The sequence below is a fragment of the Propionicicella superfundia DSM 22317 genome, assembly GCF_000423465.1.
Classification (GTDB): domain Bacteria; phylum Actinomycetota; class Actinomycetes; order Propionibacteriales; family Propionibacteriaceae; genus Propionicicella; species Propionicicella superfundia.
The window spans coordinates 194,630-215,978 of sequence record NZ_KE384021.1 but is presented as its reverse complement, the minus strand read 5'-3'; the positions used below and the strand labels follow the sequence as shown (position 1 = coordinate 215,978).

At 70.0% G+C, this 21,349-nt stretch carries 21 protein-coding genes and 1 riboswitch; of the genes, 14 read left to right on the top strand and 7 right to left on the bottom strand.

The window, feature by feature from the left end:
• The first annotated feature begins 228 nt into the window (after positions 1 to 228).
• The 9 genes from G555_RS0110815 to G555_RS0110775 all read left to right on the top strand — a co-directional run bounded on the left by G555_RS0110815 (position 229) and on the right by G555_RS0110775 (position 7,666).
• Positions 229 to 567, top strand: a complete 339-nt coding sequence (locus G555_RS0110815; RefSeq protein WP_028708888.1) for a hypothetical protein — start codon at positions 229 to 231, stop codon at positions 565 to 567.
• The gene (locus G555_RS0110810; RefSeq protein WP_028708887.1) at positions 564 to 746 is read left to right on the top strand and encodes a hypothetical protein; all 183 of its coding nucleotides are present in this window, start codon (positions 564 to 566) and stop codon (positions 744 to 746) included. Before G555_RS0110815 ends, G555_RS0110810 begins: the two co-directional genes overlap by 4 nt.
• Before the next feature lie 571 nt (positions 747 to 1,317).
• The gene (locus G555_RS0110805) at positions 1,318 to 1,785 is read left to right on the top strand and encodes a hypothetical protein (RefSeq protein WP_028708886.1); all 468 of its coding nucleotides are present in this window, start codon (positions 1,318 to 1,320) and stop codon (positions 1,783 to 1,785) included.
• A gap of 9 nt (positions 1,786 to 1,794) precedes the next feature.
• Complete coding sequence (locus G555_RS22630; protein ID WP_028708885.1) at positions 1,795 to 3,324, top strand: hypothetical protein; 1,530 nt, start codon at positions 1,795 to 1,797, stop codon at positions 3,322 to 3,324.
• Positions 3,321 to 3,968, top strand: coding sequence for an ABC transporter ATP-binding protein (locus tag G555_RS22625; RefSeq protein WP_169337902.1), 648 nt, complete (start codon positions 3,321 to 3,323; stop codon positions 3,966 to 3,968). The genes G555_RS22630 and G555_RS22625 overlap by 4 nt, the downstream gene beginning before the upstream one ends.
• Positions 3,965 to 5,185 carry an ABC transporter permease gene (locus G555_RS0110790; RefSeq protein WP_028708884.1) on the top strand — a complete coding sequence of 407 codons (1,221 nt, stop codon included), beginning with the start codon at positions 3,965 to 3,967 and terminating at the stop codon, positions 5,183 to 5,185. The genes G555_RS22625 and G555_RS0110790 overlap by 4 nt, the downstream gene beginning before the upstream one ends.
• Before the next feature lie 56 nt (positions 5,186 to 5,241).
• Entirely contained in the window at positions 5,242 to 6,429 is a 1,188-nt protein-coding gene (locus G555_RS0110785; protein ID WP_156887519.1) for an FtsX-like permease family protein, read from the top strand.
• The gene (locus G555_RS23230; protein ID WP_281168188.1) at positions 6,419 to 6,541 is read left to right on the top strand and encodes a hypothetical protein; all 123 of its coding nucleotides are present in this window, start codon (positions 6,419 to 6,421) and stop codon (positions 6,539 to 6,541) included. The genes G555_RS0110785 and G555_RS23230 overlap by 11 nt, the downstream gene beginning before the upstream one ends.
• Positions 6,542 to 6,763: 222 nt before the next feature.
• Positions 6,764 to 7,666 (top strand): helix-turn-helix domain-containing protein, encoded by a 903-nt coding sequence (locus G555_RS0110775; protein ID WP_028708882.1) that lies wholly within the window; start codon positions 6,764 to 6,766, stop codon positions 7,664 to 7,666.
• Between the two features lie 84 nt (positions 7,667 to 7,750).
• Here the strand turns inward: G555_RS0110775 and G555_RS19360 are convergent, their stop codons facing one another.
• Positions 7,751 to 9,163 carry an MGDG synthase family glycosyltransferase gene (locus tag G555_RS19360; protein WP_211223234.1) on the bottom strand — a complete coding sequence of 471 codons (1,413 nt, stop codon included), beginning with the start codon at positions 9,161 to 9,163 and terminating at the stop codon, positions 7,751 to 7,753.
• Between the two features lie 47 nt (positions 9,164 to 9,210).
• Entirely contained in the window at positions 9,211 to 10,020 is an 810-nt protein-coding gene (locus G555_RS0110765) for an alpha/beta fold hydrolase (protein WP_028708881.1), read from the bottom strand.
• Positions 10,021 to 10,530: 510 nt separating this feature from the next.
• Positions 10,531 to 10,594: riboswitch (guanidine-III (ykkC-III) riboswitch) on the top strand.
• A 10-nt stretch (positions 10,595 to 10,604) separates the two neighbouring features.
• Here G555_RS0110765 and G555_RS0110760 point away from each other — a divergent pair.
• Both G555_RS0110760 and G555_RS0110755 read left to right on the top strand, forming a co-directional pair.
• Positions 10,605 to 10,919 carry a DMT family transporter gene (locus G555_RS0110760; protein WP_028708880.1) on the top strand — a complete coding sequence of 105 codons (315 nt, stop codon included), beginning with the start codon at positions 10,605 to 10,607 and terminating at the stop codon, positions 10,917 to 10,919.
• A 1-nt stretch (position 10,920) separates the two neighbouring features.
• Positions 10,921 to 11,292: a DMT family transporter gene (locus G555_RS0110755; protein ID WP_028708879.1), complete on the top strand. Its 372-nt coding sequence runs from the start codon at positions 10,921 to 10,923 to the stop codon at positions 11,290 to 11,292.
• A gap of 11 nt (positions 11,293 to 11,303) precedes the next feature.
• Here the strand turns inward: G555_RS0110755 and G555_RS19355 are convergent, their stop codons facing one another.
• The 3 genes from G555_RS19355 to G555_RS0110740 all read right to left on the bottom strand — a co-directional run bounded on the left by G555_RS19355 (position 11,304) and on the right by G555_RS0110740 (position 13,881).
• Entirely contained in the window at positions 11,304 to 12,164 is an 861-nt protein-coding gene (locus G555_RS19355; RefSeq protein WP_051208827.1) for an amino acid ABC transporter ATP-binding protein, read from the bottom strand.
• A gap of 5 nt (positions 12,165 to 12,169) precedes the next feature.
• Entirely contained in the window at positions 12,170 to 12,997 is an 828-nt protein-coding gene (locus tag G555_RS0110745) for an amino acid ABC transporter permease (RefSeq protein WP_028708878.1), read from the bottom strand.
• Positions 12,998 to 13,062: 65 nt separating this feature from the next.
• A complete protein-coding gene (locus G555_RS0110740; protein WP_051208825.1) occupies positions 13,063 to 13,881 on the bottom strand; it encodes a transporter substrate-binding domain-containing protein in 819 nt (272 codons plus the stop codon).
• 924 nt (positions 13,882 to 14,805) lie between these two features.
• On the opposite strand from G555_RS0110740, the gene G555_RS19350 reads away from it, so the two are divergent.
• Positions 14,806 to 16,314: an ABC transporter permease gene (locus G555_RS19350; protein ID WP_281168200.1), complete on the top strand. Its 1,509-nt coding sequence runs from the start codon at positions 14,806 to 14,808 to the stop codon at positions 16,312 to 16,314.
• Between the two features lie 61 nt (positions 16,315 to 16,375).
• On the top strand, positions 16,376 to 17,698 hold the full coding sequence (locus G555_RS0110730) for an ABC transporter ATP-binding protein (protein ID WP_028708876.1): 1,323 nt from the start codon (positions 16,376 to 16,378) through the stop codon (positions 17,696 to 17,698).
• Positions 17,699 to 17,714: 16 nt separating this feature from the next.
• Here G555_RS0110730 and G555_RS19345 read toward each other — a convergent pair whose 3' ends face one another.
• Positions 17,715 to 18,719, bottom strand: coding sequence for an ABC transporter ATP-binding protein (locus G555_RS19345; RefSeq protein ID WP_036922439.1), 1,005 nt, complete (start codon positions 18,717 to 18,719; stop codon positions 17,715 to 17,717).
• An 11-nt stretch (positions 18,720 to 18,730) separates the two neighbouring features.
• Positions 18,731 to 19,996 carry an aspartate kinase gene (locus G555_RS0110720; RefSeq protein WP_028708875.1) on the bottom strand — a complete coding sequence of 422 codons (1,266 nt, stop codon included), beginning with the start codon at positions 19,994 to 19,996 and terminating at the stop codon, positions 18,731 to 18,733.
• Positions 19,997 to 20,135: 139 nt separating this feature from the next.
• On the opposite strand from G555_RS0110720, the gene serB reads away from it, so the two are divergent.
• Complete coding sequence (gene serB, locus G555_RS23225) at positions 20,136 to 21,305, top strand: phosphoserine phosphatase SerB (protein ID WP_028708874.1); 1,170 nt, start codon at positions 20,136 to 20,138, stop codon at positions 21,303 to 21,305.
• Positions 21,306 to 21,349 lie beyond the last annotated feature (44 nt).

The window sequence follows — 21,349 nt, the reverse complement described above, 5'->3', positions numbered from 1 at the left end:
AGTCCCCTTGTCACCCGGATGAGGTGGCCGACACTGACGACGTTTCCACAATCCAAGGGATACGGACCGCCGCGCGACGGCGCACCTGGCTTCGCCGCCGGCAACACGATCTGAGGCCCAACGGGCGATTCCGGCGGCCGGGGGCCGGTTGCCCGCCCGGCAAAAGCCTGTTTGGCTGCCGCCAACGGCCGTTCGACGAACACCCATCCTCAAGCCCCAAGGAGCCCAATGAAGATCACCCGACCGATCAGAATCCTCGCGTCCGCGCCACCCGCCTGCGCCCTGGCGCTCGGCGTCGGCGTCGGCGGAAGTGCGCAACTCGCCCTTGCGGACGAGTCGAGTCAGGCCGATCGCTCCACCTCGGAGGTGCACGGGGCGCGTGCCGACACGAGCGTCGTCGTCGAGGCAACCGAGACAGGCGTCCGCTCGGCAACGGCCCTGAAAGACGCATCGACGCCCACGGCGGCCGCCGGACAATGCGTGAGAGATGCCTGCCCCCATCCGGTGCTCACCGCTCTCATCACCATGGCGTTGTTCATGGGGTCCACGCAGGTGGCCTGTCGATGACCGGCCGGGCGCTCGGGCGGCTTGCCGCTTCCGCGACGACCGGACTCGCCGTCGGGATGTTCATGTCGATGGACCTCTACGAGCGCCTCGTCGAGTGGCCGGCGGTCGCGTTCATGGCCTTTTTCGCCGGCGCTGAGGCCGCGCGGCAATGGAGACAGGACCGCAAGCGGGACGAGTGAGGGGGCGCGAGTCTCTGCCTGGGCGCGGCCGCAGTGGTGCGACGACTCGTCCCGTGGCCCGGCGATGCCCTGCGAGAGCCGCAAGGCTGCCATCCGCCTGGCGATGATCCGGTGCTTGCGTCCACCCGGACCGGCTCGCGCAGCAACTCCCTGCCTCGGAGGCATCGAGTGTCTCGGGAACCGTCGGGGTCGCACGTCGTCTTGTGACATCGGGACGTCATTTTGTGACGAGTTTGCGGCGCGGGCCGGTCACCGGGCCGGCCCGGCGGTCACCGTGGCCCCGCTCGGGCCATGTCGGCCCGGGTCGTCCGGCCCGGCGGGTCGGCGCACGATCCGCTCGGAGCAAGTCCCCTTGTCACCGGGACGCGGGCGTCGCCGACGGCGGACATCCCCACCCTCCAAGGGATACGGGCCGCCGGGCGACCGCGCCCATCGCTTGGCCGGCCGGTAACACGATTCGCGACCGAACGGGCGATTCCGGCGGCCGGGGACCGGTTGCCCGCCCGGCGAAAGCCTGTTTGGCTGCCGCCGACGGCCGTTACGAACATCCATCCTCGATCCAAGGAGACCGATGAAGATCACCCATCCGACCAGGATCCTCGCGTCCGTGCTGCTCGCCAGCGCCCTGGCGCTCGGCGTGGCCCCATCGGCGGAGGCGCGCAACAAGTGGAGCGGGAAGGTGAGTTGGGACGGAGCCACCCTGAAGGCAAGGCTCGGTCTTCCCTACTTCTCCGACATCCATGGCTGTGGGAAGTGGGACAGCCTCGCGACCATCACCAAGAAGCCGAAGTGGCTGGAGAACTACACGGCCTTCTCGGCGATCGGCCTGGGCGCGAGCGTCAGCGTGGGCGGCGCCAGCGCGAGCGCGAGCGGCAGCTCCAGCTACAAGTCCTTGTCGCTGCGCAACACGAAGGGGCAGAAGAATTCCTACCTGGCCGGAAACGTGTGCATGAGCTGGTCCACGATCTATCTGGGCATGACCGTCTCGGGGACAGCGATGTACAACGGGCAGATGCGTAGCGCCAGCGTCTCGGTCTGACCTGCTCCGATGGCACGAGATCTCGGCTGCACGGCCGTCGCCATCGCGATGGTCGTCGCGATGACTGTGGCCGGGTGCTCCACCCGGCCACAGTCCGCAGACGAATCGATTCGCACGGCGGCGAGCTCCCTCATCGGCGCCGACGGGCTGGTACGCGCCCCCGAGGCCGACACCCCGCAGTCCCCCGACCTGTATCTCACCGCGGTCGCGATCGACATGCTCGCGCTGTCGGCACCACGACCGATCCCCGACGAGGTCGATCTGGACGTGGCGCGAGGCACGCTGTCAGAGCCGTGGTTCACCTGGTCGTTGCTCCGGGTGGCGGGTGCGACTCCGTCCGCCAAGGCCGCCCTTCCCGCTGGGCACGTCCTCCCCTCGCCGCCGGAGCGCACCGACGACGCGAATGCCGACGCGGTCATGCTCTGGGCCTGGGCGGACGCGGCCAGCCGGACCACCGCCGCCGGCCAACCCGAACTCGCCGCGGGCACGCGGCTCGTGGCGTCGATCACCGAGACGTCCTCGTGGTACTCGGCATGGCGGCTGGGCCTGGCACGCGGTCTCCTCGACCTGCCGCCGTCCGAGGTGCGGCTCTCGCCGCCCACCGCCGATACGGCCGATCCGGCCTTCGAGACGCTCGGCTACGTAGCGTTGACGCGGCCCGAGTCGGGCGACGAGGTCGCCCGCCTTGGAGCGATCCTGGCCTCGACGCTCGCCGCACCGGGCTGCACGGTGGAGACGATGGCGGCGATCGATGCCCTGTCGCTCCTGAAACAGGACCGAATGGGAGCCGAAGCCCGGGAGCGGTGCCTTGCCGGTGCCGGCGAGAAGGGATTCGTCCTGCAACGCCCGGTCGCCTTGGGCTCGGTGGCCACCACCTTCACCGTCAGCTATCTGCTCGATCCGAATGCCGCCGGCCTGGTGGAGCGGGACGTCCTCGATCGGTTGAAGAGCGAGCTCCACGCCGACGAGCCCACCGAGGAGAACCGGACGACGCGACTGCAGACTCTGGCGATCCTGAAGCTCTCGGGCGTCGGGACGGACGAGTTCGGCGACGAGATCGCACACGCGCGCGCTGGGCTCGCGGGCACGCATCCCGTCGCCGACGCGCCGTGGCTCGCAGATCGTGTCGCCGCCCTTCGGCTCCTGTCGGGCGTCATCGAGCTCCCCACCCTGGAGCTGCCCAGGGAGGACGACCTCGACCCCGACGCGGCGATCTTCCTCCTCACGGTCTCCGAGCGGTTCGCGAACGACGACGCCATCGCCGCCGCCCTGCCGAACGCACAGCACCGGGCGGTCGAACAGGCGCTCCGGCCGGAGGCGACGATCGGCTACTACCGTGCGGTCGCGGCTCTTCCCTCCGTGCACGCCGTCACGATCGCCGACACCGATCAGATTCGCATCGAGGAGGGGCTCGCCGGGCTGCGTGGGTGCGGATTGTCCGACTACGTGTATCGCATCAGCACCGGCGATGGCGGTTCGCGCTGCAGCTTCCAGGCAAGCCTGCTGGCCAGACACTCGAGCTTCGAGAGGCCCATATGAGCATGATCGAACTGGTCGGGGTCCGCAAGGCGTATCCGACGGCGGCCGGGGAGCGCGAGGTCATCCACGACGCCTCCGTCTCGGTCGGCGGCGGCGAGATCGTGCATCTGGACGGCGCCTCCGGCGCCGGCAAGAGCACCCTGATCAACCTCTGCGGGCTGCTCACACAGCCCACGGAGGGCCGAGTGCTGGTGGATGGCGTGGACACCACCGCGCTGGGTGACCGGGAACGCACCCGGCTCCGCGCGCGGAGGATCGGGATGGTGTTCCAGTCGCACCGGCTGCTGCCCGAGCTCACCTCCGTCGAGAACCTCCGCGTCGCGGCGCTGGTCGACGATCGTGAGGCGATCGCGGCGGGCCTGGTCTCCTTCGGGCTCGGCGAGCATCTCCGCGACCGCGCCAAGCTGCTCTCCGGCGGCCAGCAGCAACGCGTCGCCGCGCTGCGGGCCCTGGTGAACAAGCCCGGCCTGGTGCTGGCCGACGAGCCGGTCTCCGGCCTGGACGGGCCGAACGCCGAGGCGATCCTCGACAGGCTCGCCGAGGCGGCCGCCGAGGGCGCAGCCGTGATCATCGCCTCGCACGACCCGCGGGTCGAGCGCATCGCGACCCGTCGCCTGCTGGTGACCGAAGGGAGCCTGGCGTGATCGACCTCACCATGGTGCTGCGCGGCGCCGCCCTGCTGCGCACGCGCCGGTTCGCCGCGGTGGTCGTCCTGACGGTGGTGGCGGGGCTGCTCGCCGGGCTGGGCGGGCTGGCCGCCCAGGTGGTCACCCGGCAGACCGTGAGCTCGGGCGAGGATGCGCTGAAGCTGATCTACCTGCTTCCAGCCTCGCCGCGCGGCGAGGAGCGGCCCCTGCGGGGACGGGATCTCGCCATGCTCGCCTCGGAGCCCGGGGTGGCGGCTGTACGCCCTTCGGGCCGGTACGGGTTCACCTCTGTGGACGAGTCGCTGTGCCCGGCGGACACCGGCTGCGTTCCGTGGTTCCTGTCCCTTCGCCTGCCGGCGATCCAGCCGGAGGTCACCGTGGGCCGAGAGCCGGTGGCCGCCGACGAAGTCCTGATCCCGGCGGAGCTGGACGGCACCGACTACACCCCGCTGGTCGGCACGAGGATGGAGATCCAGTACACGTTCATGACGGGGCCGGGAACCGGCGAGCCACGAGAACGCAGCGTCACGGTGGTGGGCGTCTTCGACATCGCGCCGTCGCCGTTCGAGGTCAATGCCCCGGCCTACGGCACGAGCGCGCTGCTCGAGATCCTCGCCGCCGCCGCGACCGGGAGCGAACCGGACGACTTCGACAGCGACGCCTACGAGTACCCCGAGGCGTTCGTGGAGGCCAGCTCGGTCGACGCCGTGCCCGAGCTCACGTCGCGGCTGACGAGCATGGGCTACGCGGCCACCAGCCTGGCCTCGATGGCCGACGAGGCACCGCGTGCGATGACCTTGCTGAACGTGCTCATCTGGGCGCTGGTCCTGGTCGCCGGCGTGGTCGCCATCGGCCTGGGCTCCATGGTCGGATCGGCGGCCGTCGCCGAGCGGGCCGCGGAGATCGGCACGCTGCGGGCCGTCGGCTGGTCGCGCGGCCGCACGACCAGACTGCTCCTCGGTGAACTGGCCATCGTGGGCCTCGGCTGCGCGCTGGGTGCGATCGTGATCGCCCTCGGCGTCGGCGCCGTCGCGTGGTTCTGGAAGGACGGCGCCGAGACGCTCGGCGTTCGGCTGACCACCTTCCCGCTCCCGCCCTGGCCCTGGCTTGTCGGCGTGCTCGCCGGGATCCCCGCGAGCCTGTGCCTCGGCGCCGCCCCGGCGGTGCGACGACTCGTCTCGCTACCCCCCGACGACGCGTTGCGAGAACTGTGAGGCATGGGCCGGGTCGAGGGCGGCCCCGCCCTCGCCGGGCCATTCCCCGCCAGCACGTGGCACCGGCCGGGACGCTGCCCATCGACCTGACGATGATCCGAGCCGTGATGCCCCGCACCCTGCGACGACACGCCGCATGGGCCGTGGCCACGGCGCTGCTGAGTGCCGCGTCGATCCTTGTCGGGTCGCTCCTGGCATCTTCCCTGTCGGACGAGGCCCGCCGGTTGAACCACGATCCGGGGCTGACGACCATCCGGGTCGGGTCGGGCAGCAACGGAGCGGGCCGTCCGGTCGTCGCGGGGGATCTCCCTGCGCTCCGGGGCATCCCCGCCGTCGCCGACGTGACCCCGTTCGCGCAGATCCGGATCGACATCGGTGAGCCCGCCCGGCGGATGTGGCTCACCCCGCAGGTGGCCGCGCTCGACCCCGACATCGTCGCCGGCGTCGCTCCGATCCGCGACGACGAGATCCTCGTTCCCGACGCCGCGGCGGGATCGCTCCCGCTGGGGACCGTCCACGAGTTCCGGGTCACGGCCGCCGGCCGCGATCCGACGGCCTTCCGCGTCACGGTGGTCGGCACCTTCGACAACAGCCTGCCCGGCTATGCCGGAGCGGAGGCCGTGTACACGACCAACGGCCTGGTCAGCGCCGTGCTCACCGCGCGGTCGCCCGCCGGCACCGACCCGGACGCCCTCGGCTACGACGCGGCCTTCGTGAGAGTCGCCTCCGTCGCCGATGTCGCCACGGTGGAGGAAGCGCTCCGGGCGCGCGGCTACGCGACCGAGAGCGTGGCCGGCGCGGCGCCGTCCCTGTCCGCCGGGCTGTCCGTCCTCTCCTGGTCCAGCCCGGTGCTCGTGGTGATCGTGGCGATCGTCGCCCTGATGTCGGGGACGGTCCTCGGATCCGGCCTACGGGCGGAACGAGCATCCGAGGTCGGCGTGCTGCGCGCACTCGGCTGGCAGCGAGCGCGCATCGTGCGCCTCTACCTGTGCGAGCTGACCTGCGTCGCCGCCGCCGTGGCAATCACCGCGGTCGCCCTGGGCCTCGGTGCGTGCTGGGCGACATCGTGGCTCGCGGCGGGCCGGGAATGGGCCGGGGTGACCATCCCGGCGACCCCCTCACCGGGCTGGAGCCACGTCGTCCTGACCGTCGTCGGAGTGCCGGCCGGAGCGATCGTCGGCGGGTTGCGCGCGGTTCTCGCCGTCGCCGGCCGTCCCCCCGACGACGCGATCCGTGAACTCTGACCTGCGCGCCCACGAGCATCTCTTCGAGTGGCCGACGGTCGCCTGCCTGGCCTTCTTCGCGGGGGTTGAGGCCGTGGGGCAGTGGAGGCAGGGCCGCAGACCCGACGAATGAGGGCCACCTGGGTCTCGCGGTACGTGCTGGGCGGACGTCGCGGCTCACGGAGGTCCGGCGCCGGCGACGCTGCGGTTGGCGGTCGGGACGATGAACCGCCGCCACGCTAGAGTTCTGCCACGCCCCGGCGCCCGCACCTCGACAACCCCTCACCTCATGCCCCACCCTTGCGACATTCCACTCTTCGGTCAGGTCCACCACGGCCGCGAGGCTCTCGCGCAGATGTCCCGGCTCTTCACAGGAGCGAGCCTCGCCGCGACGGACCCCGCGCGTCCGATCGTCCGGTCCCGGACCAACCACTCCCGCCTGCTGCGCATCGCCCGAGTGTCCTGCACACCCATGACGCTCGACTACGGGCCGGGCACCAAGACGGCCTTCGTCGCACTCGCCTGCGCGGCCGGAACACTCGACCTCCGACAGGATCCCCACGGCACGATGGCGGTTCACCCCGGAGCGCTGGCGCTGGTCACGACCTCGCGTCCCCTCCGCATCGAAGCCCGCCGTGGTGCCGACCTCTCCGTGCTGATCGTCCCCCTGGATCGCATCGACACCGCCACATCCGGCGCGCTCCGCACGACGATCGACCCGCTCGGGCGGTCGACACCCGTCGAACGCGCCCTCCACGAACTGGTCCGCGCCGCCTCCATGTCCGGCGAGCCGCTGCGAGACCTGGAGGAACGCGTCGCCCTCGACCTGGCCACCGGCTCCGTCACTGCCCGAATGACACCCGCTGGGCCTGATCCTCGGCCGCGCGACGACGACCTCGGCGCGAGGATCGACCGGTTGATCGCCGCCGGGCACAAGGACAGCGGCTTCGGCGTGACGACCATCGCGCAGGCGCTGAACCTGAGCGTTCGGCACCTGTACCGTCTTCTCTCCCAGCACGGGGTCGACGTCGCGACCCGGATCGCGGATCACCGTGTCGCCACGGCCGCGGCGCTCCTGGAGGCCGAGCCCGGCCTGCCCCTCGTCACCGTCGCCGACCTGTCAGGGTTCACCAGCACGGACCTGCTGCGCCGCCACTTCCTCAGAGTCCGGGGAACGACCGCCGCCGACCATCGCACACGGCTGCGGCGCACCGAGAGGCCCGGCCCGGCGACGCGGCCGAGCCGCCCTGGCGGCTGAGGTCGGCCGTTCGGACCGGGCACTGCCTGGCACGTCCGAGCCCGGCCTCACAAGCCTGTCGACCCATCGGCCGCGCCAGCGACGTCAGCGGATGCCGACGGTGCGGGAGCCTGCATCGCCGAGCAGCCACGTCCCGGCCGCCGCCAGAGCGAAATGCTCGGGCTGCCAGCGCAGCGCACGCAACCGGATGCGGCCGAGCTCCAACAGCGACATGCCGGGCGTGGCCCCGAGCGTCGCCAGTTCGCTCTCCGCGACCAGAGCCAGCGAGGACCCGGTGTCGGGATCGGTCAGTGTCCGGAGCGGCTCGGATGCCGCCTGGACCGACACATCGTCGGCCGCAGTGGACGCCCGCTGCATGATCCGCTGCGCGTCCCTGCTGATCCACAAGGGCGGCAGGCTCGAGTCGGACGATGCCCCGGCCACGACCCGCGCCGCGTCGGGCCGTCCGATGCGCCGGGCGCTGTCTCTCATCCCTGCGAGACGCGCAGGGTCGTCCAGGAGCGTGCCGATCTTGTACCCGATGGTCGTCGCATAGTTGCACCGGACAGCGGCACCGGATTCGAGCAGGAAGTCCGCGTTCCGCTCCTCCTGCCCGGGGATCGGGTCCACGAGCACCATCGGCAGCCCCGCCGCCATGCACTCCGAACTCGACAGACCGCCGGGTTTGCCGACGAACAAGGATGAGATCCGCATCAGGTCGGGCATCTCCTGGGTGAAGCCGAGCACGTGGACATCGGGATGCCCGGCGACCAGGGACTCCATCTGCGCGCGGAGATCCTCGTTGCGGCCGCAGACCACGACCGCCTGGAACTCCTGCGGCAGGTCGAGGCACTGCCGCACCACCTGGAGCGCCTTCGGCCCGCCCGCCGCACCCGCGGAGATCAGCACGACCGGGACGTCGGCCCGCAGCCCGTGCCGGGCGCGGACGGCGGCCGGATCGAACGGAGCGGAGAACTCCGGGCGTACCGGGATGCCGGACGCCACGACCCGCTCGGGCGGCAGGCCGAGGCGCAGCAGGTGCTGCCGGGTCTCCTCCCTCGCCACGAACAGGCGCGTCACGGGCGTGGTGAGCCACAGGCCCTGGAAGTCGAAGTCGGTCGTGACGACGCTGAGCGACGTCGACACCTGACCGCGGGCCAGCATCAGCGAGACGAGCCGAGCGGGCAGGAAGTGCGTGGCAATCACCAGATCGGGGTCGAAATCCCGGATCTCCCGCATCACCGGGACCGTGTTGGCCTGATCCCACCAGCGCATCACCGGCGCCAGCTTGAACGGCGGATCCTGATTGTCGTATCCCCAGCCGACCAGCCACGGCACCTGCGCCACCAGCGTGAAGTAGGCGTCGTCGTACAGCTTGGAGAACACCTCGTTGGTGGTGTCCAGGATGTCGATCCGGCGCACCTCCGCGCCCGCATCCTCCGCCAAGGCCGTCTCGACCGCCTGCGCGGCGCTGTTATGGCCCGAGCCCACGCCGGCCGCCAGGATCAAGGTCCGCATGGAGGACATGCTAGGGGCCTGACGGAACGCAGGGGCCGACGCGACGCTCAGCGATTGACGAAGTCGGAGACGACCCGGTTGAACTTCTCCGGCTCCTCCCAGAACAGCATGTGCCCGGAGTTCTCGAAGAACTCGGTCTTCGCACCGGGGACCTGCTCGCCCACATACGCGCTGCCCTGCCAGTCGAACACCTGGCTGTGGCGCGCCACGAGGACGAGCGTCGGCAGGTCGATGACGGGCAGGAAGTCGCGCCAGTCGAGGTTCGTGTGGTCGCGCATGATGTCGATGCGGGTCTGCGGCGGGCACAGCGAGATCTCGTCGGCGATGAACGCGACATCCTCGGGCGTCGGCGGATTGTGCAGGCAGGCATACGCGAGGCCCTCGGCCGACCCGCGCGGGTCATACGTGATCTGCGCGCACAGCCGGATGAACATCTCGACGTCGTAGCAGCCGTTCTGCCCCCACACCCAGTCGGGCCCCGTGTACTGGGCCGGAGACTGGTCGACGCACACGAGACCGGCGAGCCGCTCGGTGCCGTAGAGCTCCAGGTAGCTCCAGAGGATCGAGGCGCCCATCGACCAGCCCAGGGCGGTGACACCGTCCACGTCGAGGTGGTCGAGCAGGTCGCGGACGTCCGCCGCGTACCGTGAGATCCGATGGCCGTGAGACACCTTCTCCGACCGTCCATGCCCGCGGAAGTCCATGCGGATGACGGAGCAGGACGCCGCCAGGCTGTCCACGTTCTTCGACCAGAACTCCGTCGTGCAGGTCCAACCGGGGATCATCAGAAGCGGCTTCCCCTCGCCGCGCACGTCGTAGTAGACCTCGACGCCATCGTTCGTCGTGAAAACGGACACCGTCACCTCCATCAGAGACGTGCCGGATCGCCGTTGACCCGGCACTCAGAGAGACGCTACCCCGGTTGAGCGAGGACGGTGCCGCAAACCGGAAACGTCGCCGAGAACGGCTGGATGAGAGGTCTGGAGCCGTCGTCCGGAGTTGGCCGCCAGGTTGTGCGGCATACCGGGCCGGTGGGGACGGACGACGAGCGATGACCGCCACCTTGCAAGGCATACGATCTTCCGATCCGGGATCATAACCCGTGCAACCTGGCGGTCGGCTCGCGTCGGACGGACGGCCCCGCTGGTATGCCGCGCAACCTGGCGGTCTCCTCCGATCCGCCCGTTCCTCGATCCGCGGATCGGTGCCCGCGGTCGCCCGCGGGTACCGCGTGGTCGAGGGGCGCGCACAGCCCCGGCCGACCCTGTGACGGTGGTCACGCGGGGACGCGTCGATGAGCCGGAGCGCGTTCTCGGGCCGAGCCGTGCTGTGGGGCGGACCGGCTCACGTTCGGGGTAGAATCCGACACGCGGGCCGGATCGGCTCGGCGGACGAGGGAGCAGTACCCGCTCAGGACAAGACTGACTCGGAAGGGTGAGTCATGTCGTGGATCGTCCTCGTCGTCTCGGGGGTGCTGGAGGCCGTCTGGGCCGCCGCGCTCGCCGCCTCCCACGGATTTCGGCGCCTCATACCGACGCTCGTCTTCACCCTCGCCTGCGGCGTCAGCATGGCGGGCCTCGCCTACGCGATGACCGACCTGCCCACCGGCACGGCCTACGCCGTCTGGGTGGGGATCGGAGCCACGTTGACGGTGGTCTGGGGAATCGTGACGGGTGCCGAGCGCGTCACCGTCGCGCGCGTCCTGCTGCTGGCGCTCCTCGTCGGGAGCGTCGTCGGCCTCAAGGTGGTGAGCTGACGTGGCCTGGATCGTCCTTCTCGTCAGCGCCGTGTGCGAAGCCGTATGGGCGACCGCCCTCGGCGCATCGCACGGACTCACCCGTCCTGTCCCGTCGCTCGTGTTCGCGATCGGCCTCGTCGTCAGCATGGCCGGGCTCGGGTGGGCGGCCAAGCACATCCCCATCGGCACCGCCTACGCCGTCTGGACAGGCGTCGGCGCGGCACTGACCGTCGGGTTCGCGATGGCCACGGGTACCGAGGAGGCCACGGTCTGGCGGATCCTCTTCCTGACGGGGATCGTCCTCGCCGTGACCGGCCTCAAGCTCCTGCCGGAGACGCCGCGAAGACGACCTGCACCACCGGCGTCGCAACGCGAGCCGGAAGACGGGTAGGGCGCGGAGCCTCAGTCCTCCTGATGGTGGTGGACGCGAGCAGCCTTGTGCCGTTCGGCGTAGGCGGCATCCTCGGCCCCGGCGTTGACGTGGGTCGGATCCAGCACCCGCTTCAGGAACAGGCGGGTCCGCTCCTCCTTGGGGTTGCCGATGACCTCGTCGGGCGGCCCCTCCTCCACGATCACGCCGCCGTCCATGAAGATGACCCGATCGGCGACGTCCCTCGCGAACGCCATCTCGTGTGTGACGACCATCATCGTCATGCCGCCGTTGGCGAGGTCGCGCATGACCGAAAGGACGTCGCCGACGAGTTCCGGGTCGAGGGCCGAGGTCGGCTCGTCGAACAGCATCATCTCGGGGTCCATCGACAGTGCACGGGCGATCGCCACCCGCTGCTGCTGCCCGCCGGACAGCTTGGCCGGGTAGGAATCGCCCCGGTCCCCCAGCCCGACCTTGGCGAGGTTCTCCTGCGCGATCCGGCGCGCATCGGCGGAGCTCTTCTTCAGCACCCGGGTGAGCGCGATCGTGCAGTTCTCCGTCGCGGTCAGGTGCGGGAACAGGTTGAACTGCTGGAACACCATGCCCATCATGGTCCGCAGCCGGTCGATGTCGGCGTCGGGGTCGGTGATCTCCTCGTTCATGATGAAGACCTGCCCCTGGGTGGGCTGCTCCAGCATGTTCACGCACCGCAGCAGGGTGGACTTGCCCGACCCGGACGGGCCGATCACGCACACCACCTCGCCCCGGTGAACGGTGAGGTCGATGCCCTTGAGCACCTCCAGCTCGCCGAAGGACTTGTGCAGGCCGTAGACCTGGATCTCGTCCTCACGGTCGCCCGTGGGGACCCGTCGCGGCTGTGTCGTCTCGGTCATGGCACTCACTTCGCCTTCTTCTGCCGGGCTTCCATACGTCGCACGAGGAACGTCAGCGGCAGGGTGATGATCAGGTACGACAACCCCGCGATGACCAGCGGCGTGACGTTGGCATGGGTGTTCGCCAGGTCACGACCGTATTTCGTGAGCTCGAACGCCTCGCCCGTCAGGCCGAGGACGTAGACCAGCGACGAGTCCTTCGTCAGCAGCACGAGCTCGTTGGTCAGGGGCGGAGTGACGATGCGGAAGGCCTGCGGCAGGATGATGCGGCTCATCGCCATCCCCGAGGGCATGCCCAGCGATCTGGCCGCCTCCATCTGACCCTTCGGGACCGCTTCGATGCCCGCGCGAATCGTCTCCGACATGTACGCCGCAGAGACGAGGCCGAGCGCCGTCCAGACCGTGCCGTACGGATCCAGCGGGATCCGCAGGCCTGGGAGAGCCAGCGGCAGCAAGCTGAACACCAGCAGAACGATGATGGCGGGGACACCGCGGAAGAACTCCGTGTACACCGTCGCGATCCAGCGGTACGGCGCGACCTGGGAGAGCTTCATGAGCGCCAGCATCGTGCCCAGGAGCAGGCCGAAGACGAAGGCGCCGGCGGTATACAGAATGGTGTTCTTGAGGGCGTTCAGCAGGCCCACCCCGATGGTCTGCTGCATCAGGTCGGGACGGAAGAACGTCCGCATGATCTGCTGACCGTCCGAGAACGCGATCACCGCGACCAGGGCCAGGGCGAGCACCGTGTACTGGATGATGCGGATGATCTTCGCCCGCTTGCGCGGTGACATCTTCTTCTTCTGCGGGGCGGGTGCCGCGGTCGCTGTCGTCATGCACGTCTCCTTATGCGACCGCTGGCCGCCTGCGAACAGCGGCAGGCGGCCAGCGCGTCAGTGGATCACTGGGGGGCGTCGACCCCGAACCACTTCTTGTAGATGGTGTTGTAGGTCCCATCCTCCTTGGCGGTCTTCAGGACCTCGTTGACGGTCTTCAGCATCGCGGTGTTGTCCTTGGACATGTTGAAGCCGTACTCCTCACCGGTCGAGAACTCGGTCACGACCGTCGAAGTCGGGTTGTCCTTCGCGAAGGCGAACAGAACGCCGTTGTCGTTGACATTGGCGTCCGCCGTGCCCGCCAGGACGGCGTTGGCGCCGCTCGGCATGTCGTCGAACACCTTGACCTCGTAGCCGTACTGGTCCTTGTTCTCGTTCGCGTAGTCCTGGCCGGTGGTGCCGGACTGGACGGCGAGGACCTTGCCCTTGAGGTCGGTGAGGCTCTTGATGCTCGAACCCTGCTTCACCAGCAGCGCCTGCGTCGCGGCGAAGTACGGGTCGGAGAAGGCCGCGGCCTCCTCGCGCTCAGCGCGGATCGTGATGGCGGCCGCGCCGACGTCGCACTTCTTGGCGGCGAACACGGCACCCGAGGTGATCTGCTCGAACTCGATGTCGACGATCTCCTGTGTCACCCCGAGCTTCGTCGCCACGAGGTCCATCAGATCGACGTCGAATCCGACGGTCTTGTTGTCGCTGTCCTTGAACTGGAACGGCTTGTATGCCAGGTGCGTGCACACCGTCAACTTGCCGCTTTGCACGAGGACGGGTGTGTCACCGGAGGCGGTCGTCTGGGACCCGGAGCCGGTGTCGGAATAGTTGGCACAGCCTGACACGGCCAGGACGAGCGCCGAGGCGGCAGCTGCGATCCCGAGCAGTCGCTTCATGGAGAAGTCCTTTCTTGAACTGACTGGGAGCATCCTGCCACCGGTTTGTTGCAGGTATGTCTCAGAGCGTTCTCTGAGACCGCACCGTGATAAAGCCGTGACCGCGGCCCGGGCCACCCGCACGCTCCGCTCCGGGCCGAGGCGGCGGGAGAGAGGCGATGCGGAAAAGAGAAACGGGTCGACCGGCCCTGGGCGGTGTGGCGAGTACCGCGCTAATCCGGAAAAGCCTGCGGGCGGGACCACAGTGGCGACTGCGGACGACCGGATCGGGCCAGGTCGACCCGTCGAGGCACGGAGCCGTTGTGACCGACGTCCCACCCAGAGATTTGGGGACGTTGCCGACTCCGTTTTCCTCGGTCAGGTTGAACCTGCACCACTAGGTATACCCAACGCAGCCATATTTCGCAACATGGTCGTTCTGTTATTGAGATGACCTCGACGCCTCCCCGCCGGGGCCCGGCGCGTTTGGCGGTCCCGGCCCATCCGTCTAAGGTAGCCACGCAGACGAGACGGCCGGGTCCCACGACCCGCGGCCCGAGGAGGTGATCGGTCATGAGTCCCGACGACAGTAGGCCTCGATCGACCGTCCCCCCTCGAACCGCCGCCGGGCTCGGGTGACACCCGTGCACTGACGACACCCGTGCACTGACGCCCGGCCGTGCGGTCGAGGATTCACATCCCTGGAGAATCCCATGGCCGTCCTGCCTCCCTTTTCCGCACGCGACGTCGTCCTGCACACACGCCGGTCGCTCGGTGCCGACCTCGCCGTCCTCCTCGGCGTGACCGTCCTCATCTGGGCCGTCCTCGACCTTTCCGGGCACGTCCTCGCACCGTTCGACCGCGCCACCGCACCGTCGTCGGTCCCCACAGACCCGCACCTCCTCCCCTACTACGCCGCCCGCTCGCTGCTGCGCGTTCGCGGCGCTGGCGGCCTCGGTCGTCTTCAGCCTCGGCTACGCCACCGCGGCCGCGCGCAGCCGACGCGCCGCGAAGGTGCTCATCCCGCTCCTGGACGTCCTCCAGTCCGTCCCCGTGCTGGGCTTCCTGTCGGTCACCATGACCATCTGGCTCGCGTTGTTCCCGACGACCGAACTGGGCATCGAGCTCGCGTCGGTCTTCGCGATCTTCACAAGCCAGGTCTGGAACATGACGTTCGCCTTCTACCAGTCCCTCGTGACCCAGCCACGCGACCTCGACGAGGTCGCCCGGCTCCTGCGACTCACCCGCTGGCAGCGCTTCTGGCGTCTCGACGTCCCCCACGGCGTCATCCCGCTCACCTGGAACGGCATGATGAGCTTCGGCGGCGGCTGGTTCTTCCTCGTCGCCTCCGAGGTCATCAGCGTCAACAACGAGACCTTCGCGCTCCCGGGCATCGGGGCGTACGTCGCGGCCGCCTCCGAGCAGGAGCAGATCGGACGCCTCCTGCTCGCGATCGTGACGATGATCTGCATGATCCTCGTCGTCGACGTCGTCTTCTGGCGGCCGCTGACCGCCTGGATGGAACGCTTCCGCGGCGGCGACACCGGGCCCGCCGAGCCGCAGCGCAGCATCGTGCTCGACCTCCTGCGGCGCTCGAACCTGCCGCGGCTGCTGGGTCGCGCGCTCCGCCCGGCCGGATGGCTCCTCGACCGGATCACCCGGGTGTTCGGCGTGACCGATCGCCCACTCCACGTCGACGCGGCGCGCCGCAGGATCGGCGACACCGTGTTCACGGTCGTCGTCCTCGCGCTCCTGGCGTGGGGCCTGGTCGAGATGCTGCTGTACATCGAGATGCGCACCGGGCTCGGGGAGGTCGTGGTCGCGACCGGCCTCGGGCTTGTCACGTTCGGGCGCGTGGTCATTCTGCTCGTCGTCGCGAGCATCGTCTGGGTGCCCGTGGGGCTGTGGATCGGGCTCGACCCCACGGTGACCCGGATCGCGCAGCCGGTCGTGCAGGTCCTGGCGAGCTTCCCGGCCAACTTCCTCTTCCCGTTCGTGACCCTCCTGCTCCTGCACACCGGCATCGGCATCGACGCCGGCGGCATCGTCCTCATGGCCCTCGGCTCGCAGTGGTACATCCTCTTCAACGTCATCGCCGGCGCCTCGGCGATCCCCGACGACCTGCGCGAGGCGGCGACCATGCTTCGCCTCGGACGTCGGCAGCGGTGGCGCACCCTGTACCTGCCGGCCGTGTTCGGCTCGTGGGTGACGGGGGCCGTCACCGCCGCGGGCGGCGCATGGAACGCCTCGATCGTCGCCGAGATCGTGAGCTACGGCGGCCACACGCTCGAAGCGACCGGACTGGGCGCGTACATCGCCCGGGCGACCGAGACCGGCGACGCCGCCCGCACCCTCGTCGGGGTGGCCGTCATGAGCCTGTTCGTCGTCGGCCTGAACCGCGTGTTCTGGCACCGCCTCTACGCGCTCGCCGCGTCCCGCTTCTCCCTCACCTGACCCGTTCCCCTCCACCGGTCCGCAGGCAAGGACCGACACACTCCGAAAGGACGTGACACCCATGACCGTTCTCGCACCCACCCGGCACGCACCGCTGCTCGAGGTCGACCGGATCTCCCGCTCCTTCCCCGGCGCGGACGGCTCGGCGCTGACCGTGCTGGACGACATCACCGTGACCATCCGCGACGGCGAGATCGTCGCGCTCCTCGGCAAGTCGGGCTCGGGCAAGTCGACGCTGCTGCGCACCATCGCCGGACTCATCGCCCCGACGTCCGGCGAAGTCCGCTACCGCGGCGCCCCGCTGACCGGCGCCAACCCCGGGGCGTCCATGGTGTTCCAGTCGTTCGCACTCCTGCCGTGGCTCACCGTCCAGGGCAACGTGGAACTCGGGTTGCGCGCCGCCGGGCTCCCCGCCGAGGAGTGCCGCGAACGCGCCCTCGCCGCAATCGACGCCATCGGACTGGACGGCTTCGAGACCGCCTACCCGCGGGAGCTGTCCGGCGGCATGCGGCAGCGGGTCGGCTTCGCCCGGGCCTTCGTCACCCAACCCGACCTCCTGCTGATGGACGAGCCCTTCTCGGCGTTGGACGTCCTCACGAGCGAGAACCTGCGCGGTGAGCTCACCGACCTGTGGGGCAGCCCCGACTTCCCGACCAGCAGCATCTGCATCGTGACGCACAACATCGAGGAGGCCGTGCTCCTCGCCGATCGCGTGCTCGTCCTCGGGGCCAACCCGGGACGCATCAAAGACGAGGTCACGATCGGGCTGTCCCGCCCGCGCGACCGCCATGACCCCGCCTTCGAAGCCCTCGTGGATCGCCTGTACGCGATCCTCACGGGCCGCGAGCCGCGACAGGAATCGCTGCCCGTGCCCTCCGCCGGGCCGCTGAACACCCCGCTGCCCGCCGCCGGCGTCGACGGGATGGCGGGCCTGGTGGAACTCGTCCACGGCGCCGGCGACTCCGTCGAACTGCCCGACCTGGCCGAGAGCCTCCTGTTCGAGGTGGACGACCTGCTCCCGCTCGTCGACGCGGCCGGGATGCTCGGCCTGCTTGCCACGGACGGGGCCGCCGTCCGCGTGACCGAGACCGGCGCGAGCTGGCAGCGGGCCGGGATCCTCGACCGGAAAGCGGCCTTCGCGACGCTCGCCGAGAACCGCGCCCCCCTGGTGCGCACGATCGTGACGGCACTGCGTGCGACCCCGGGCGGGGTGATCCGCGAAGGGTTCTTCCGCGATCTCCTGCGGCGCGGGTACTCGGCCGCCGACACCGAGGAACAGCTCGACATCGCCATCGACTGGGGCCGGTACGGGGAGCTCTTCCACTACGACGCGGTGCGAGGGAGCCTCGGGCTGGACGACCCGGACCCGGGCGGACACCGCTGACCGCACCACAACGGCCTCACTCCGCCGGGACGACCACGCACCCCGCGGCATCGAGCATCACGCCCACCTCCGGACGTCCTTGTTTGGCCGGGACGCGAAGGTACCCGGTCTGGCCGTCGGGCAACCGCACGGCGACCTCGACGAAGCCCGGCCGGGCGGACTCGGAGCGCACCCGCAGCGGCTGCCCGGCAGCGGCGAGCCGCAGACCCTCCGGCCCGAGGCCCACGAGGACGGGACCGGTCAATCCCGGGCCGGGAACGGTGCCCAGCGCGGTCGTGACGGTCTCGCCGTCGGCGGAGCCCGCGAGGAACGGCGCGAAACCCAGATGCTCGGCCACGGTCCTCGACGCGGGGTGTTCACGCAGGTCGCGCGGGGTGCCGGACTGGACGACGCAGCCGTCCTGCAGGAACAGCACCCGATCGGCCACCGCGAAGGCCTCGTCCACCGCATGCGTCACGTAGAGCGCCGGAACCCCCTCGGCACGCAGGAGCGCGACGAGCTCGGACCCGAGATTCGCCCGCTCCCGGCCGCCCATCCCGCCGAGAGGCTCGTCGAGCAGCAGCAGCCGCGGCCGGGGCGCGACCGACCGGGCCAGCGCGACCCGTCTGCCCTGCTCGTCGGTGAGAGCGTCCACGCGAGCGTCCGCGAACTCGGCCAGCCCGAGACGACCCAGCAGTTCCGCGACGCGACGTTCCCTGTCGCCGCGCGCCCAGGAGCCGAGACCATAGGCGACGTTGCCGGCCACGTCGTACTTCGGGAACAGGCTGGGCGCGGACGCGAGAAGACCGAAGTCCCGCTTGGGCGTCCTGCGCCGGGTGACGTCGGCACCGTCCCAGGAGACCGTGCCCGCGGAGGGCTTCACCAGCCCTGCGACAGCCCGCAGCAGCGAGGACTTGCCCGACCCGGAGCGACCGAGGACGGCGACGATCTCACCGCGCGCGACGTCGAGATCGAGCGCCGACACGGCCCGCACCGGACCGTAGGAGACGTGGAGGCCGCGGACGCGGAGACCGTCGCACATGTTCGCCGAGACTACCTCCCGGTGCCGGCGTACACGACCGCCTCACCCTCGGCGTCGAGGCTGAACGCCGTGTGTGCGGCCTTCACCGCGCGATCGACATCGTCGGAATGGACGACGACGGAGATCCGGATCTCGGACGTCGAGATCATCTCGATGTTGACCTCTGCGTCGGCGAGGGCGCCGAAGAACGTCGCCGTCACCCCCGGGTGTGTCCGCATCCCGACGCCGATGACCGACACCTTGCCGATCTGGTCGTCGTACAGCAGCCGCTCGAAGCCCAGCTCGGCCTGGATCGCCTTGAGGATCTCGATCGTCCGCGAGCCCGCACTCTGCGGGATCGTGAACGAGATGTCGGTGCGGCCCAGCGTGTGCGACACGTTCTGGACGATCATGTCGACGTTGATCTCGGCGTCGGCGACGGTGCGGAACAGCCGCGCCGCGACCCCGACCCGGTCGGGCACGCCGACGACGGTGATCTTCGCCTCACCGCGGTCATGAGCGATTCCGGAAATCAGGGCTTGCTCCATCGGTTCCCCTTCGGACGGTTCGGCGTCGCGGACCCAGGTGCCCGGACGATGGGAGAAGGACGACCGCACATGGACGGGCACGTTCTCGCGCCGGGCGTACTCCACGCAGCGCAGATGCAGGATCTTGGCGCCGCAGGCGGCCATCTCGAGCATCTCGTCGTACCGGATCTCGGGGATGCGGCGGGCGGTCGGGACGATGCGCGGATCGGCGGTGAAGACGCCGTCCACGTCCGTGTAGATCTCGCAGTAGTCGGCGCCGAGCGCCGCGGCCAGGGCGACCGCGGTCGTGTCGGAGGCGCCACGACCGAGCGTCGTGACGTCCTTGCTCGTCTGCGAGACGCCCTGGAAGCCGGCCACGATGACGATGTCGCCCTCGTCGAGGGCCGAGACGATGCGTCCGGGCGTGATGTCGATGATGCGGGCATCGCCGTGCGTGCCCGTCGTGATGATCCCGGCCTGCGATCCGGTGAACGACCGGGCCGAACTCCCGATGTCGGCGATCGCCATGGACAGCAGCGCGGCGGACATGCGCTCCCCCGCCGTCAGCAGCATGTCGAGCTCACGTGGCGGCGGATCGGGAGAGACCTGCTGGGCGAGGTCCATCAGCTCGTCGGTGGTGTCGCCCATGGCCGAGATGACAACCACCACCTCGTTCCCCTCGGACTGGGTCGCGACGATCCGCCGCGCCACGCGCTTGATGCTCGCGGCATCGGCGACCGACGACCCACCGAACTTCTGGACTACACGCACCGACTCCTCCTCCGGACAACCGTCGTCCAGCTTGCCAGAACGCCCGGGCCACTCGGCACGGGATCAGTCTGCGGGAGGCTGCCCCCGGGACCTGCGAGACCTGCCCGGCCACGACGTCCGGCTCCCCTACCATGCCCACGTGGCCGAAAACCCGCTGCTCATCCGGCTCACCGGCGCGGACCGCCGGGGCGTCACCACCGAACTCCTCGCGCTCGCCGCCAACGCCGACGCCCAGGTACAGGACCTCGAGCAGGTCGTCGTCCGCGAACGCCTCACCCTCGACATCCTGCTGGGGCTGGAGGGAGCGTCGGAATCCCTGGTGAAGGACGTCCTCTACTGGGGCCACCTGAACGGCTTCGGCGTCGAGTTCGAGTGGGTCGAGCCGCACTCCAAGAGGGCCACGCTCGACCGTCAGGCCATCACGGTGATGGCGCCCGCCGTGGCATCCAAGGCGCTCGCCGAGGTCACGCGCGAGATCGCCGCCTGCGGGGGGAACCTCGACCGCATCGTCCGCCTCGCGACGAAGCCGGTCGTCGCGTACGACCTGCAGGTCATCGGGACGCCCGCCTGGCGGCAGATCGAACTGCGACAGCGACTGCTGACGGTCGCGCAGCGCAACGGCGTGGACGTCGCCGTCCAGCAAGCGGGCATCGAGCGCCGTTCGAAACGCCTCGTCGCGATGGACGTGGACTCGACGTTCATCCAGAACGAGGTCATCGAACTGCTCGCCGCCGAGGCCGGCTGCGAGCAGCAGGTCGCCGCGATCACGGCCCGGGCCATGGCCGGGGAACTCGACTTCGCCGCGACCCTGCACGAGCGGGTGGCCCTGCTCGAAGGACTGGACCTGGCCGCGCTGGAGCGGGCGCGCGAGCGGATCAAGCTCACGCCGGGGGCACGGACCTTCGTCCGTACGCTCCAGCGGATGGGCTGCCAGGTGGCGATCTTCAGCGGCGGCTTCAGCTACTTCACCGATTGGCTGCAGTCGGAGCTGAGGCTCGACCACGCGTTCGCGAACGAGCTGGAGATCGTGGACGGGCGGCTCACCGGCCGCGTCGTCGGGCCGATCGTCGACCGGGCGCGGAAGGCCGAACTGCTCGGCACGATCGCCGCCATGCAGGCGATCCCGCTGAGTCAGACCGTCGCGATCGGCGACGGCGCGAACGACATCGACATGCTGTCGCTGGCCGGCCTCGGGATCGCGTTCAACGCCAAGGCCGTGGTCCGGGAGCGCGCCGACGCGACCGTCTCGGTTCCGCAGCTCGACAGCGTCCTGTTCATGCTCGGGATTCGCAGCGAGGACATCCAGTAGTCGTCCCGGAGCCGGACCGGACCCATTTCGCCCGGTGTCCATAC